General features: G+C 38.1%; 14 protein-coding genes and 1 pseudogene. 8 read left to right on the top strand and 7 right to left on the bottom strand.

Annotated elements, in window-relative coordinates; genetic code table 11:
* Nucleotides 1-4 precede the first annotated feature (4 nt).
* The 3 genes from MKX65_RS10820 to MKX65_RS10810 form a co-directional block, all read right to left on the bottom strand.
* Nucleotides 5-553 (bottom strand): TetR family transcriptional regulator, encoded by a 549-nt coding sequence (locus MKX65_RS10820; RefSeq protein ID WP_160546131.1) that lies wholly within the window; start codon nucleotides 551-553, stop codon nucleotides 5-7.
* Between the two features lie 119 nt (nucleotides 554-672).
* Complete coding sequence (locus tag MKX65_RS10815) at nucleotides 673-1,299, bottom strand: nitroreductase family protein (RefSeq protein ID WP_160546130.1); 627 nt, start codon at nucleotides 1,297-1,299, stop codon at nucleotides 673-675.
* A gap of 20 nt (nucleotides 1,300-1,319) precedes the next feature.
* Entirely contained in the window at nucleotides 1,320-1,748 is a 429-nt protein-coding gene (locus MKX65_RS10810) for a MarR family transcriptional regulator (RefSeq protein WP_160546129.1), read from the bottom strand.
* Between the two features lie 212 nt (nucleotides 1,749-1,960).
* Here MKX65_RS10810 and MKX65_RS10805 point away from each other — a divergent pair, with 212 nt between their 5' ends.
* The 3 genes from MKX65_RS10805 (at nucleotide 1,961) to MKX65_RS10795 (ending at nucleotide 5,940) form a co-directional block, all read left to right on the top strand.
* Nucleotides 1,961-2,668 carry a DNA alkylation repair protein gene (locus tag MKX65_RS10805; protein WP_340906217.1) on the top strand — a complete coding sequence of 236 codons (708 nt, stop codon included), beginning with the start codon at nucleotides 1,961-1,963 and terminating at the stop codon, nucleotides 2,666-2,668.
* A gap of 596 nt (nucleotides 2,669-3,264) precedes the next feature.
* A complete protein-coding gene (locus MKX65_RS10800) occupies nucleotides 3,265-3,669 on the top strand; it encodes a hypothetical protein (protein WP_160546127.1) in 405 nt (134 codons plus the stop codon).
* 393 nt (nucleotides 3,670-4,062) lie between these two features.
* The gene (locus MKX65_RS10795; protein ID WP_160546126.1) at nucleotides 4,063-5,940 is read left to right on the top strand and encodes a penicillin-binding transpeptidase domain-containing protein; all 1,878 of its coding nucleotides are present in this window, start codon (nucleotides 4,063-4,065) and stop codon (nucleotides 5,938-5,940) included.
* An 85-nt stretch (nucleotides 5,941-6,025) separates the two neighbouring features.
* Here MKX65_RS10795 and MKX65_RS10790 read toward each other — a convergent pair whose 3' ends face one another.
* Nucleotides 6,026-6,691, bottom strand: a complete 666-nt coding sequence (locus MKX65_RS10790) for an HAD-IA family hydrolase (protein ID WP_160546125.1) — start codon at nucleotides 6,689-6,691, stop codon at nucleotides 6,026-6,028.
* A gap of 425 nt (nucleotides 6,692-7,116) precedes the next feature.
* Here MKX65_RS10790 and MKX65_RS10785 point away from each other — a divergent pair, with 425 nt between their 5' ends.
* Nucleotides 7,117-8,475, top strand: coding sequence for an amino acid permease (locus tag MKX65_RS10785; protein WP_340903589.1), 1,359 nt, complete (start codon nucleotides 7,117-7,119; stop codon nucleotides 8,473-8,475).
* A gap of 37 nt (nucleotides 8,476-8,512) precedes the next feature.
* On the opposite strand, the gene MKX65_RS10780 is transcribed toward MKX65_RS10785, so the two are convergent.
* Complete coding sequence (locus tag MKX65_RS10780) at nucleotides 8,513-9,619, bottom strand: CAP domain-containing protein (protein ID WP_340903587.1); 1,107 nt, start codon at nucleotides 9,617-9,619, stop codon at nucleotides 8,513-8,515.
* A 302-nt stretch (nucleotides 9,620-9,921) separates the two neighbouring features.
* On the opposite strand from MKX65_RS10780, the gene MKX65_RS10775 reads away from it, so the two are divergent.
* Both MKX65_RS10775 and MKX65_RS10770 read left to right on the top strand, forming a co-directional pair.
* Nucleotides 9,922-11,259, top strand: coding sequence for an ISLre2 family transposase (locus MKX65_RS10775; protein ID WP_169187606.1), 1,338 nt, complete (start codon nucleotides 9,922-9,924; stop codon nucleotides 11,257-11,259).
* 201 nt (nucleotides 11,260-11,460) lie between these two features.
* Nucleotides 11,461-11,967 carry a GNAT family N-acetyltransferase gene (locus tag MKX65_RS10770; RefSeq protein ID WP_340903586.1) on the top strand — a complete coding sequence of 169 codons (507 nt, stop codon included), beginning with the start codon at nucleotides 11,461-11,463 and terminating at the stop codon, nucleotides 11,965-11,967.
* An 82-nt stretch (nucleotides 11,968-12,049) separates the two neighbouring features.
* Here MKX65_RS10770 and MKX65_RS10765 read toward each other — a convergent pair whose 3' ends face one another.
* On the bottom strand, nucleotides 12,050-12,799 hold the full coding sequence (locus MKX65_RS10765; protein WP_340903584.1) for a PAS domain S-box protein: 750 nt from the start codon (nucleotides 12,797-12,799) through the stop codon (nucleotides 12,050-12,052).
* A 144-nt stretch (nucleotides 12,800-12,943) separates the two neighbouring features.
* Between MKX65_RS10765 and MKX65_RS10760 the strand changes: the two genes are divergently transcribed.
* On the top strand, nucleotides 12,944-13,615 hold the full coding sequence (locus MKX65_RS10760; protein ID WP_340903583.1) for an SOS response-associated peptidase: 672 nt from the start codon (nucleotides 12,944-12,946) through the stop codon (nucleotides 13,613-13,615).
* Nucleotides 13,616-13,658: 43 nt separating this feature from the next.
* On the opposite strand, the pseudogene MKX65_RS10755 reads toward MKX65_RS10760, so the two are convergent.
* Nucleotides 13,659-14,242, bottom strand: a pseudogene (locus MKX65_RS10755) (YitT family protein).
* A 141-nt stretch (nucleotides 14,243-14,383) separates the two neighbouring features.
* Between MKX65_RS10755 and MKX65_RS10750 the strand changes: the two are divergent.
* The gene (locus MKX65_RS10750) at nucleotides 14,384-14,938 is read left to right on the top strand and encodes a tyrosine-type recombinase/integrase (RefSeq protein WP_340903581.1); all 555 of its coding nucleotides are present in this window, start codon (nucleotides 14,384-14,386) and stop codon (nucleotides 14,936-14,938) included.
* Nucleotides 14,939-14,945: the final 7 nt, after the last annotated feature.

Below are 14,945 nucleotides of genomic sequence, written 5' to 3'. Positions count from 1 at the left end.
GTGGTTACTCCTTTTTTTCCGTCATCGCAAATAATTGCTGAAATACTTCATCTTGTCTCTCTTTTTCTAAGGGAGCAATGTTTAGCATTTTTGAATAATACAGACCATCTAAGGCTAAGCGAATAATGGTGGCCGTCACTGGATCGATTCCGTCGTTTTCTAATTTGGTTAGAATCGACATATAACCCTTTGAAATATCGTTTGCTAAATCGGGATCTAGGTAAGAGGTCGCGAAAATCCCCACATTTAACTCGGCATTTTGCTCCAAATCTGTTTTGGACGCTTCAATTAAGGCCCGAGTCCATTTCCCTGACTTCTGTGGATCTTTTTCCGCAAATTGATCAAAGTTTATATAAAGTTCCTCGAACACAAATTGTGCTAACCCCTTTATTAAACTATCTTTATTTGGAAAATGATATAACAATCCACCTTTACTAATGCCCGCTTTTTTTGCGACCGCGTCTAATGTGAGGGCATTAAAGTCCTGCTCGAGTATGATTTGAATGGCAGTTTGTAAGATCAGCTGTCGTTTTTGACTCGCTTTTGATTCCATCGTTTTTATCTCCTTGTACAGTATGAAGTAAATTTATTGTACCGTCTGGACGGTTTTGTTGTCAAAAGAAAAATTCAAAACAAAAAACACCAAACCATTACAGGTTTGGTGACATAAAACTACTTCCAAGTAGTAACCGCATCTACCGGTAATCGATAAGAAGGGCGACCTTCAACTGCTGCTTTTCCGATAGAAATTAGCATAACAGGAACATAGCGATCTTTATCTAAATCGAATGCTTCAGCGATCAATTCTCTATCAAAACCACCGATTGGATTTGTATCATATCCGTGTGCACGGGCAACGAGCATGATTTGCATCGATACAAGGCTAGCATCTATTAATACCAATTCTTTCATCGATTGATCTGGCATGTTTTTATAAAGAGGAGCGTACATATCTAAAAGCTTCTCCTTGATATCTTCTGGCATAAATCCGTGTTCTACTTGCTTTCCGTAAATTTCGTCCGCATACTCAATACTGTTCATATCACCAAATACGGCAATGACTGCAGAAGAAGTCGTCACTTGGGAGGAATTAAATTGAGCAAGCTTCAACATTTTTTCTTTCCCTTCAGGAGTATCTACTACCACAAATCTCCATGGCTGCATATTGATCGAAGACGGAGCAGTAGTTGCTTCTGTTAAAATCTCTTCCATTTCCTCGCGGCTGATCTTTACATTTGTGTCATAATTTTTTACTGAACGTCGACCGTGTAAAATTTCTTTAAAATCTGTTTGTTTCATGTTGTAATCACTTTCCTTTTTTAATATTCTTTTATGTTCGCTTGAACACGGATTAGCATGGTTACTAATGAACGTAATTCTTCCTCTGAAAAATCATGAAACATTTGTTTAATAAAGCTTAGCTTATCTGATTGGCAGGTAACTATGCGTTCGCGTCCTTCATGGGTTAATTGGACAAATGTTTCTCGATTGTCAGACGGATTTCTTCGTCTTGAAACCATTCCTTCCGATTCCAACTGTTTCAAATGTCTTGTGATGGCTGCATGATCAATATTGACCACCTTTTGCAAGGAAGACTGTTTGATTTCATCCACCTGATACAATTGATGCAACAATTCATATCTAGATAAGCTAATCTGAGTATTACGCTCAAACTTCGGGCCCATTTGATTACTTAGCTCTTTTAGCAAAAACAAAATATGCTCTTGATCGGGTATGGAATGAGTCATGTCTAAGCCTCCATTACGAAAATAAATTCATTGAGGTATCAATTATTGACCTGTCAATCATAATAAGAATATATTTTGAAATCAAGACATAAGCATTTTTTCAGAAAATATTATTTTTATTTTAAAAAGCATATGTACCTAACCAAAGAGCAGGAATAGTGAACAGTATTGTAGAAGAGTTACAAAAGTAGGGGAGTGATATGGTGGTAGAAATCAAACACGAAGAAATTATGGAAAGGCTAAAAGAATTAGGATCTGAGCAAACCAAGAGGATTTATGAAAATCATGGAGTACAGGAACCGTATTTTGGGGTCAAGATAGGTGATTTGAAAAAATTAGTAAAGTATGTGAAAAAGGATCATGAATTGGCTCTTCAATTATACTATTCAGGGAATCATGATGCGATGTATTTAGCTGGACTTTCCATCAACCCAAAGCTAATGTCAAAAGAAACCTTACAAGATTGGGCAAAGAAGGCATATTGGTATATGATTGCAGAGTATACCGTAGCGGGTGTAGCTGCTGAAAGTGAATTTGCGGTTGAGCTTGCTAGAGAGTGGATGACATCTGAAAATGAAATGATCGCGGTTTGCGGATGGAGTACGTACGCAAACTTTTTATCCATCACTCCGGACGAGAAATTAAATATATCAGAAATTAGAGAGTTATTGAATGTAGTCAAAAATACCATTCATAGCGAAAGAAACCGCGTTCGGTATGTCATGAATGGATTTGTGATTGGAGTAGGTACCTATGTCACCGAATTAAATGAGGAAGCAAAGCAAGTAGCCGAGCATATTGGAAAGGTACATGTAGATGTGGGGAATACGGCATGTAAAGTACCCTTGGCTTTTGATTATATTGAAAAGGTGGAAGCGAAGAACCGAGTCGGTTTGAAGCGGAAGACCTGCATTTGTTGATGAATGTTTTTCAAATGAAAGAAGTTACATTCATATAAGATATGGAATGGCCAGTATCAAAGTATACTGGTTTTTTTGTATGAATAAAACAGTCCTCTCTTGACGTTGATAATCATTATCAATTATCATGTAGTTAAATTAGTGTTAATGATAATCATTTTCAATTATGACTATACCCTATAACCGGGAGGGAACTACATCAATGACGATCCTCACGTGTGAATGGTGCGGTTTTACAGAACAACAAACAGAAACATGTGACAACATGGAACCTTGTCCATGTTGCGGTTTATTTGTAGATGAGGTAGAAAATTAAAAAGGAGGACTTCTTTTGACCAAACGTCTATTAGAGTGGTGTATCCAGAAGAAATATTTATTACTTGCAGATGATGATTTAATTACACGTTTTCAATTAATGCTGTCAGCTTATTGGTAAATGTATATGGAATATTACCTGACAAGGTTCAAATAGTAACCTTGATGGACGGAAAGACGTATGAATATTCTCCGACAGCGGAGGATCTCATTCTTGGACAACAGTACGTGAAGGATTTGAAGAAAACTAAAATGAAACAGGAAAGCTGGGAGAGAAGATTATGAAACCAACACCTTATATTGCTGTAAAAACATTTGACCATCAAGTTGACTGCTTCTGCCCAGATGCGGATCATAGCGAGGTAATTACGATTCAAAGGGGAGACATACTCGAAATTACTCCTGAGCGGAAATACACGGTTATTAATGGTTGGTATGCTTTAGTGATTATCAATCAAAGCTTTTCATTTTATATGGCTGTGGAAGATATCGAATGGTACTTTACAAAAGAACAACTGATATCCATGCTAGATGTAGATCTTCAGATAAACTATTATCAATTTAAAATCAACCAAGCTCTCGATGAGGCTGATGAAATATCTTTTATGAATTTCACAGAGAAAATGAACGACTCAAATGAAATGAAGGAAAAATTGCAGATGTATTTGCGGAATGTAGCTGTTTAAGCGGTCTCTCCGTGAAGTGCTGAGAGACTTTTCTAATTATTAGATACTGATGACTGTTATTATAACGCTTCTCCTTGCAAGTGGTTTTCATAAGGTAGAAGAAGACCACTTCTTATTAAAAATTGAATGGTAACGGTCTTCATTCACGCTATGAAGACCGTTATCTTATTAATTAAGCCAGCCACACAAAACCTTCATTCTCCAGTAAAAGTTTCGTCATAATTTGTTCATATTTTCACGATATCATACACGTATGAATGATAAATTGGGACATGATTCCCTTTTTTAGGAAAGGAGCACTTACAAGCTGTTATGAGGGAGAAGAGGAAAAATAAAATACTCTTTACTCGGATGAATATTCTCTTTTTTATAGTCTTTTTGTTGTTTTCGACGTTGATTATTCGACTGGGAAAAATTCAAATTGTTCAAGGAGAGGAATACGCGAAGGAAAGTGAAGAGACGACGACCACTGTTTATACCTGGACTACTCCTCGCGGAAAGATCTATGACCGTGATGGAAATGTTTTGGTGGAAAACGAGGCCATTTTCACATTGACGTACATCAATCCTTCGAATGAGCACAGCCAGCAGGAACGGCTTGAATTGGCACAAAAGATTGCTGGACTAATAGAAGTAAGTACAGAAAATGTAAAAGAACGCGACAAAAAAGATTATTGGATTTTTACTAGAAAAGAAGATGCATATGCGAAGGTGACTGCAGAAGAACAAGCGAACTTGGATGATAATGAAGAATATCAACTGATTTTAGAGCGAATTACCGAAGAAGAGTTAGAGACGATCACAGCTGCGGAAATGGAAGTACTTGCGATTAAAAGAGAAATGGATGTGGATAGCTCTTCCATTAAAAGAATCAAGATGGGATTAACAACAACAGAGATGGCCATCATCAATGAGCGACTTGAAGAACTTCCTGGTTTCGAGGTCAAAGTGGACTCCACCAGAAAATATGTATACGGTAATACGCTTCGTCAGCTTTTTGGTAATGTGGGTCAAATTCCAGAAGAAGCTAGCGATACGTATAAAAGTAACGGGTACCAACTAAGTGACCTCGTAGGTACAAGCTTCATTGAGCAACAATACGAGAATTGGCTTCGCGGGACTAAGGAAACTCAAACCTATGTTCAAGATAAGACGGGTAACCTTATTGAAGGGGAAGTAACCCCAGGGGAATCCGGAAAGGACTTGATTCTCACGATTGACTTAGCCCTCCAGCAGGAAGCGGAGAAAATCATAGAGGAAGAGTTGAAAAAGGACAGTGGTGCGAGTGAAGGGTATGCGGTCGTAACCAACCCACAAACAGGTGAAATTCTTGCGATTGCTGGGAAAAGTGAAGAAAATGGTGCGATCAGTGATGAAACGTACGGTGCACTATATAACGCCTATGCGATGGGTTCGGCGGTGAAAGGGGCGACTGTATTAACGGGTTATGAAACAGGAGTGATTTCCCCAGGTGATACCTTCCTCGATAGTCCGATAAAAATTGCCGGAACTCCAACGAAGAAGTCCTACCAGAATATGGGGACGATTAATGATCTAACGGCTCTTGAAAGATCTTCAAATGTGTATATGTTCCATATTGCCATGAAAATAGGAAACTATGATTATGGGAAGAAAGAAGGATTTCACGATCCTGATGAAGCATATGCAACCATGAGAAAATTTTTTAACCAATTCGGTTTAGGTGTGGAAACAGAAATTGATCTTCCAAGTGAAGCAACGGGATACAATGGTGGGGTTCAGCAATTAGGGAACTTAATGGACTTTGCGATCGGACAATTTGATACGTACACGCCTCTTCAGCTAGCACAATATGTTTCGACCATTGCGAATGATGGAAAAAGAGTGCAGCCTCATTTGATGATGGAGGTACGCGAGCCAGACCATGAAAGTGGTGAGTCAGCTGAAGTGATTGAGGAATTTGAAACGAATGTGTTAAACACGGTGGATATGGAATTACCCTATATTGAACGTGTACAAGAAGGATTCCGCCGAGTGATGACCGGATCAAAAGGAACCGCCGCATCTTACTTTAAAGGGGTTACGTATGATCCAGCAGGTAAAACAGGGACGGCTCAGGTGTCAGATGGCAAGGGTGGCTACAACTATAACTTAACATTAGTTGGATATGCGCCCTATGACAATCCCGAAATTGCCATCTCGATCGTTGTACCCAATGCAGAAAATGATAGCAGTGGAATTAATAAGTATATCGGAAAGAGAATACTTGATTTTTATTTTGAAAATAAGTAAGACGGCTTCCAATTGGCTGCTGATATTTTTCGAGTGAAAAATCAATAAGCCAGTTTACCTTCAAAAGGAACTGGCTTATTCCATGTTATTTATGATGCTTTTTCGCGAGATGGTCTAGTAAATCGTCAAAGGACAGTTCAGACATGGATGTTAGTCGATGAACATGGCCTTTAAAGTCTAAGTATTGTGTAACAGGGTTAGGAACGATGACACAATGAAGTCCGGCTCCGACTGCTGCGGTTAGTCCGTTTAAGGAATCCTCAAAGCAAAGTGCTTCGTTTGCCTCGACACCTAGCTCTTGAAGAGCCTTTACATACAGCTCGGGATCTGGTTTAACCTTATCAACATCATCGGCGGTTTTTATCACTTGAAAATAATCCAGAATTTCAAATCGTTCTAGGTACTCAACGACCCACTTTCTATGAGAGCTTGAAGCGAGACCAATCTTTAAGCCATGCGTTTTCGCAGCTTGAAGATAATCTAACACTCCCTCGCGAAGAGCAAATTGATCTTTTCTTTGCTGATAAAGTTCATTTGTTCTGGATCTCACTAACTCTCTATCAATTGGTTGATTGGACATGGCATTCAGTTCGTCGTACAGACCACCACCTGTAGTTCCTATGTACTTCGCAAAGTTCTCAAGCTTTAAATCACAGCCGTAGTCTAACATGACCTCCTTAGTCACGTCATACCAAACAGACTCGGTATCCACAATTAATCCATCAAAATCAAAAATGATCGCTTTGTACATAATCTCCTCCTGTTTTCGATAATAGGTTATAATACATTATATCTATATTCGGAAGTGAAAGAAACCTATTACTAACCATTTCACATCAATTTCTATGGACAACTTTTGCTGGTTGTTGTTTTCGAAAAACGGGTTACCCTAACTACTATAAACATGATTTGGTGGTGTACGATGGTGACAGTTGAAAAACAATCCTTTCAGTTTCGAATGGAAAGCGCCTCAGGTATGACTATACTTAATGTCATTCGAGCTTTGTTTTTTATTTGTCATCTAAAAAACACCTCCTTATTATAGATTTTTATAAATGGAAAATTCTATACAAATATAATAATAAAAGAATATTAGCAATTTTCTTTCGTATGGAAAAGTACGGATTGATTGTATATTCTGATAAGATAAACAGTTTTTGAAGGGTGGAGTATTTTGTGGGGAAGCATCACGACAGTGAGAAGTTACAGCGCGGTTTAGACAACAGGCACATCCAGTTGATCGCGCTAGGAGGGGCCATAGGTGTTGGCTTATTTTATGGATCAAGTGCAACGATTCAAATGGCTGGTCCTTCGATTCTTCTCTCTTATATAATCGGAGGGATCGTTATCTTTACGATCATGAGAGCTTTAGGAGAAATGGCGGTAGATGAGCCGATTTCTGGTAGCTTTAGCTCGTACGCTCATCGTTACTTAGGACCGTTTGCCGGATACTTATCAGGCTGGACGTACTGGTTTATGTGGGTAGTTGTCGGAATGGCCGAAATCACGGTTATCGGTGTTTATGTGAATTACTGGTTTCCAGATATCCCTCAGTGGGTGACGGCACTTGCTACGTTAATAGTCGTTACATTGATTAATTTGATGAATGTAAAAGCTTTTGGAGAGTTCGAATTTTGGTTAGCACTAATTAAAGTTGTCGCGATTATCGGAATGATATTAGTTGGCTTAGGCATTATTTTGTTTGGGTTTGGGAATGGTGGACAACCTATGGGACTAGACAATCTTTGGGCTCATGGTGGCTTTATGCCAAATGGAATAGAGGGAATTTTATTTTCATTGGTTTTGGTCATGTTCTCGTTTGGCGGTGTAGAACTAGTAGGTATCACAGCTGGGGAAGCGAAGGATCCACACAAATCGATTCCATCTGCGATTAACAATGTCGTTTGGCGAATTTTGATTTTTTATATTGGTGCTTTAGGAATAATGATGATTTTATACCCTTGGAATGAAGTTGGTTCCAATGGCAGCCCGTTTGTTTTGATTTTTGATAAAATTGGGATTCCTGGCGCTGCACATATTATCAATTTTGTCGTGTTAACGGCTGCTTTGTCCGCATTTAATAGCGGGATGTTCAGCACAGGGAGAATGCTTTACAATTTATCATTACAAAATAATGGCCCTAAATACTTTGGTCAGTTAAACAAGCATCAAACACCAAGACGTGGAATTCTATTCTCGGCTTCGTTTTTACTAGTCGCTGTATTTCTAAATTATATTATTCCAGAAAAAGTATTTATGTTTATTTCGTCTGTTGCAACAGTGGCAGTAATTACAAGCTGGACGATTATTCTACTCACACAAATAAAGTTTAGACAATCAAAGACAAAAGATGAGGTGGGTAAATTAGCATTTAAAATGCCTCTTCATCCACTTTCGAACTATGTGGCTCTATTGTTCTTAGCTTTTGTGATTGTGTTAATGGCGTTCATGGACGGCATGAGAGAAGCCTTATACGTAGCACCTGTATGGTTTCTTATCCTTTACGTTGGCTATCGAATGAAAACAAGAAAATAACAACAAAGCGGTCTCTCAAATACGGAGACCGCTTCTTTTAGTTAGCATAATAATTTTGTGTGTAATAAGGCTGAGCTTCCTCATTAAAGGCTACTCCAACACCTAAGTATTCAAAACCTGACTTTACAATGTTTTTTCGGTGTCCTAAAGAATTCATTAATCCTTCATGTGCAAAAATGCTGCTAAACTGACCGTACGCAAGATTTTCTCCAGCCAAGGTGTACCGTATTCCGTCTTCTTCCATTCGGTCAAAAGGAGACTCTCCTTGAAGATTCGTATGATCAAAATAGTTATTGACCGCCATATCCGAGCTATGTTTCCGGGCTGTTTGCATCACATGTTCATCCCATGAAAGGACCTGAAGTCCATGATTGACCCTTGTGGCATTGACTAGATCAAACATTTGTAACTCAAATCCTTCTTTTAATGCGTCACTTGGCTCTGAATAGATCGATCTTTTATTGTTTTCTACCTCTTCGGTTAAAATTTGAATGGCGGTAACCGTATTTTCTTCATGCACATCATAAAAGATTGTCACGTAAGAGTCATCAAGTTCGAACATATCATAATCACTGTCTTCTTGTAACTGATAAAAAACTAATCCTTTTTGCAATCGAGTGATTGGTTGCCCTAATGTGTCACGAACGGTTTGTTTTAGACTATTTAACTTGATTCCGTTTGTAGATGAAATTAAATCTTGATTCGTGTACAATCCAATTACTTGTTGCTGGTCATTGTACATGACTTTGACAAAGTTATGGTAGTTTTCATGATACGTATGCCATTCCGTTCCATACTCATTCATCTCTGACCGCTTAGGTGCTCCCAACATATTTTCGATATCTGCCTTTGATTCACCAAGTTCTATATTATATATTGAAAACATTTGATTCGTAGGAGACACCAGATCGGGAGAAGGGACTTCTAATTCAGAAGGTAACTGTTCCTCAGCTAATTCTTCTACTTTTTCCTCAAGAAACCCGATACTGCCAGCTAAGTCATCCAAAAGCTCAGATAGCCCGAAATTATCAAGTTGTATGTTAAGATCCTCGGCAATTGCTCCGATTTCCACTTCTTTTCCGTACGTATTCCACAAATAATTCAGACCAAATAATAATATGACTAAGAGAAAAAGTCGTCTCAAGTTTTCTCCTCACTTTCTATTAAAAATCCCATCTTTTCCATTATATCTATCACTTTAATCGCTCATACGTAATACCATTCTATACGAAGTTCCTTTCTTCATGATAGTAAAACGGTATGAGTAAAATGTTTGTGGGAGATGTTGTACCCTGTTTCTCAATGGATGGGGCGTAGACCCATCCATTGAGAAACAGGTCACCAAACGGAAGTGCGGTAGATGGAAAATAAAATCAAATGAAAAAAGGACTCTCTTCTTGTATAGTAAAGTCTGCGAAAACCACAAATACAAGGAAGAGGAGTCCTATGAAAAAAGATACCATACAATTACCCACATTAAAAGAACTGGAAAAAGATTTATTTGTTATGCTTCAAAAGACATTTGGTGAAGTTCTCACGAAGCAACTCGAAGAAATGGATCAACAGATTGCAGAAAATAGAGATAAAAAGAGATTTTACCTTCAGGATAAGCGAGCCGTAGAGATGGATACTTCATTCGGTTCTATTATCATCAATCGGAATTACTATAGGGACAGGGAAAAGGGTGGATACGTTTATCTCCTTGATCACTATTTAGAGTTTGAGGGGTCAAAAGGTTTCAGTCCCCTAGTTGAAACGATGGCAATGGAAATGGCAGTTCAAGGTACATCCTATCGTCATGCTTCCTCCATGATTGAGAAACTACTAGGTTACAAAGTAATCAGCCATGAGACTATTCGTCAACACCTTCTACAAACAGAAGTTACTTTCGTCAAGCCGACCGACCAATTGAGGAAAGTGCTCTTTGTAGAAGTAGACGGACTATATGTGAAAAGGCAACGTGGAAAACGACGTGGGCGGGAAGAAAAGATTGCTTCCGTACATGAGGGCTGGATAGTCAACGGGAAACGAACATCCTTAATCGCAAAACGTCACTATGTCCACAAAGGTAAAGAAGCGTTCTGGGAAGGATTTGAGCAGTTCTTAATAGATAATTACAACTACAATCCGAGTGAACATCACCTCGTAATTAATGGGGATGGAGCCCAGTGGATTACGGCTTGTCAGGATCACTATAAGAATGCATTCTTTGTCATCGACCGATTCCATGTAGCTCGTGAGGTTAAAACGCTTTTCAAAGGCCATAAGAGATATAGAGTCATTCGTAAGAAACTGGCTCAATATGATGCGAAAGGATTCCTAGTGGAACTTAATAGTGCAGTTGGTACTCTTGAAAACGAAAAGAAAGAAGAACGGTTAGAAGAGTTCATACAACAGCTGTCAAAATATCCTCAGGCCCTTGGAGATTATCGCGAATGGTTGAAGGAAAAAGACATAGACACAAGCCACTATCGTCCAATGGGAAGTGCGGAAGGAACGATGAGTGTATTCGCTAAACGGCTTAAAAACGGCCGCAGCTGGTGCGATAAAGGAATACAAGCATTTATTGACTTTATGGTTGGTATGAAGGATGAATTAGAAATCAAGACGATTTTAGGACGAATTAACCCTAACGATCAAACCGCTTCTGTTTCTCAGCCAAAATATTATGTGGAAAAGTTAAAGAGTTCAGTCGGAGAGCTAACAAGAAATAATTTATCATATTTAAATCGGCAAAAAGGAAAGCCGATATACCATGCTTTACAAGCCTTACGAGGTTTTTAAAAAATGAAGGAAATGAACAAAAACAAAACTAAATTGTTTAGATAACGCTTTCATTTAGGTGGGAAATATAACTAAATAAGAGGGGAGTTTTTCTATCCAAAAAAACCTCCCACAAAAACTTGACTCAATCAGTAAAACGAACTTGCAGGAAAGTGGAAAAATTTGTTGTATTATTAAAAGGAAGCAAAGAGGAGGGTCTGTATGGGAATTTCAGATTTACATATTAGAGTTGCCACCACTAATGACAGTGATCAAGTTCATAACTTACTAAATACACTTGCACAATGGATGAAGGATACAAAAATCAACCAATGGAGTTTTTTATTAGAGGGAGAAGATGACGAGCTAAAAGAGTGGATCTCCAACGGACTGACCTATATAGTCGAAAAAGATGAAGCATTTATAGCTACATTCACTCTTTTACCGGAGGCAGGGGAATGGGACCAACATATTTGGGGAGATGATCTTCCAGCAAATACCTCCTATTTGCATAGACTCGCCATTTCTCCAGCCTTTATGAGGAAGGGAATAGGTCAAAAAGTGATTGAGTGGCTTTCTACGAGAGAGATAGACAGAGTAAGATTGGATTGTGTTGCAGAAAATGAAAAATTGAACCGATTTTACGAAAATAATGGGTTTGAGTTGAAAGGAATAACCGATGATCATTGCAAATATGAAAAAATCATGAATAGGGGAGAGTCTATTTAGAATTACTACCTTCGGGGTGTAAAAATTTATTTACACCCTATAAATATAGTAAGGTACAAAACCTCACTATCTCTAGCTCTTTTTATCTTCCTTGAAAATATCCAATCGCATCCTTAACAGTGGCAAACGAGTGAGTGGACGATAAGTTTAGTCCTTGATCGACCGAGAGCTTAGCCAATTGTGGCCTTAGTCCAGTAATAACAGAACGTACACCTAAAAGTGACATAACATGAACGATATTAAAAAGAGTATCAGCAACTAAGTTATCTAGACTAAAGATCCCAGAGAAATCGAAAATGAGGCATTCTACCTTTTGTTTTTGCACTTTCATCGGTATCGTATCAAGAAGCTGCCTCGCTCGTTCCTCATTGATTGATCCTACAAGTGGGAGGACAGATATCTCATTCGTAAAAGGCACTAGAGTTAATGATAACTCATTAATTTGTTTTTGCATTTCCTTTTGTTGGTTTTCGTTTTCTTTTCGTTCTGTAATGTCCCATACGAGGGATTGAATAGCCCTTTGATTCCCAATCGGAGCAGGATGACAATACAAGTCAATATCTACCGTGGTCCCGTCCATTCGGAAAACAGTTTCTTCAATGACTGGCATTGGTTGCTCGTAAGCAGATTGGATTCTTTTTTCAATGGCAGCCTTGGAGAATTCTTGAAAAATATCAAGCGGGTTAAGGCCAATCGCCTCTTCTATGGTGGTTCTAAAAAAAGCTGCAGCTGCTTGGTTGATGTAAATGATCTTTAAATTGGTATGAATAATAATGGGGTCAAGCGAATATTCAACAATCTGGCTGTAATTGACATTTGATAGATCACTCATGATGTTCACTCCCTTGACATTAAGGGTAAAGGTTCATAGAAAATTTTTCAAGGAAATTAAGATAATTTAGAATAATAATAAAATGGATGGCAAATCGTTATAATGATACATATATAAAGTTCAAGCAAGAGAGGTGTGCGTTCCATGTGTGGAAGATTTTCCTTAACCGAAGAAATATATAATTTAAAGAGGCAGTTTGAATTTGAATTCTTTGAGGAAATTGGACCAAGGTATAATATAGCTCCCAGTCAAATGGTGCTTGCGATCGGTCAAAACAAAGGGGGACGAAAAGGAGCGTATTTGAAATGGGGCTTGGTCCCATATTGGGCGGATGATCCGAAAATAGGGTATAAAATGATTAATGCTCGAAGTGAAGGAATCGATGAAAAACCATCATTTAAACAACCTTTCAAACAGCGACGATGCCTCATCTTGAGCGATGGCTTCTATGAGTGGAAGAAGAATGGGAAAGAGAAACAACCGTATCGATTTGTCATGAAGGATCACAAGCCATTTGCACTAGCAGGGCTTTATGATGTTTGGAAAAAGGAAGGGCAGTCACCAATTGTCACTTGTACAATTATCACAACCACACCAAACGAAGTGACAGAGGATGTTCACGATCGAATGCCAGTTATTTTAAAAAAAGAGGACTACGACACCTGGTTAGACCCGAATAACCAAGATACCACAATGTTAAAATCGTTGTTAAGACCTTATCCAGCCCACGAAATGGTGAAGTATGAGATTTCTCCATTAGTAAATAGTCCGAAAAATGAAGTTCCAGAAATTCTTCAACCGATGAATAGCCAGTAAAGAAAGACCTCACTCAGGAAAAAATGAGAGAGGTCTTTTTGTTCTAATGGATGGCTTTTTTCTTAAATCTTCCGCCTCTAACCTCCGCAATATCTGCAATGGCTAAAAAGGCAGAGGGGTCAATTTCTTCAACAATACTAGTCATTTTCGATTCTTCTAGCCTTGTGATGATACAGAAAATGACCTTTTTTTCATCGCCTGTATAAGCACCTTCTCCGTGTAAAAAGGTAACCCCTCTACCAAGACGGTCGGTAATGGCATCATCGTAGCTAGTAAAATGTCATCGGTGAATGGATCGACTGGATGAAAAAATGTTGCAAATAAGGATAACATGATAATTCCATAGATGGTGGAAATCGCAAATGTTTTTCCAAATTGCTTATAACCTAGATATACAAAAGGTAAGTTTAGTATGAAAAGAAAGATCCCTAATTTAATTCCAGTGATATGGGAAAGCATAATTGAAACCCCGGTTACACCACCATCAATAACCTGGTTAGGAATCAAGAATATCTCTAACCCTACAGCCATTAACAAAGCCCCAATGGTAATAAATACACCTCTTTGTACAATTCTTCGTACAGATAATCTACGGTGTTGTCTTTTTTCTAATGCTAAATCTGTCAAAACCCATCACGCCTTTTCTATTAAATGTAATAAATATAAAATAAAGAGCCTTGTAAGCAACATATTTGTATGTAACATAAGTATATAATATAATAAGGTTATGTTACCAATTATATGCTCAGAAGAAGGGAATCAAACACTATGGAATATGTAGATGCGATTCGTGATACGACAAAAATAAAAGCTCTTAAAAAGCATCTAAAAGACCAGTCGGCTAGAGATTATTTATTATTTGTTCTTGGAATAAATACAGGCTTGAAAATTAGTGAAATATTGACCATCAAGTGGTGTGACATCCTTAACGAAAATGGTAGTACTAAGAATTTCATGGAGCGAGAAGAGCAGGAAATCCCCATTTATGTGAATTCAAAGGTGAAATACGCTATATCTCTTTATCTTTCCTCAATTTCCTATCTTTATAGTGATTATGTTTTTAAATCCTCTAAAACGAATGACCCCATTACGAGACAACAGGCGTATCGAATCATCAACAAAGCGGCAAAACATGTGGGGATTGAAGGGAATATTGGAACACACTCCATGAGAAAAACCTTTGGTTATCACGCCTACAAAAAAGGAATCGCCATTGCACTTCTACAAAAGATTTTTCACCATACATCCTCTTCTGAGACATTAAAATATTTAGGAATCAAAAAGGAGGAAGAAATCAAAACAGAAATCGATGTGAATTTATAAGGGGGAG

The organism is Robertmurraya sp. FSL R5-0851 (assembly GCF_038002965.1).
GTDB classification, from domain to species: Bacteria; Bacillota; Bacilli; order Bacillales; family Cytobacillaceae; genus Robertmurraya_A; species Robertmurraya_A beringensis.
This window is presented reverse-complemented; position numbering and strand designations above follow the sequence as displayed.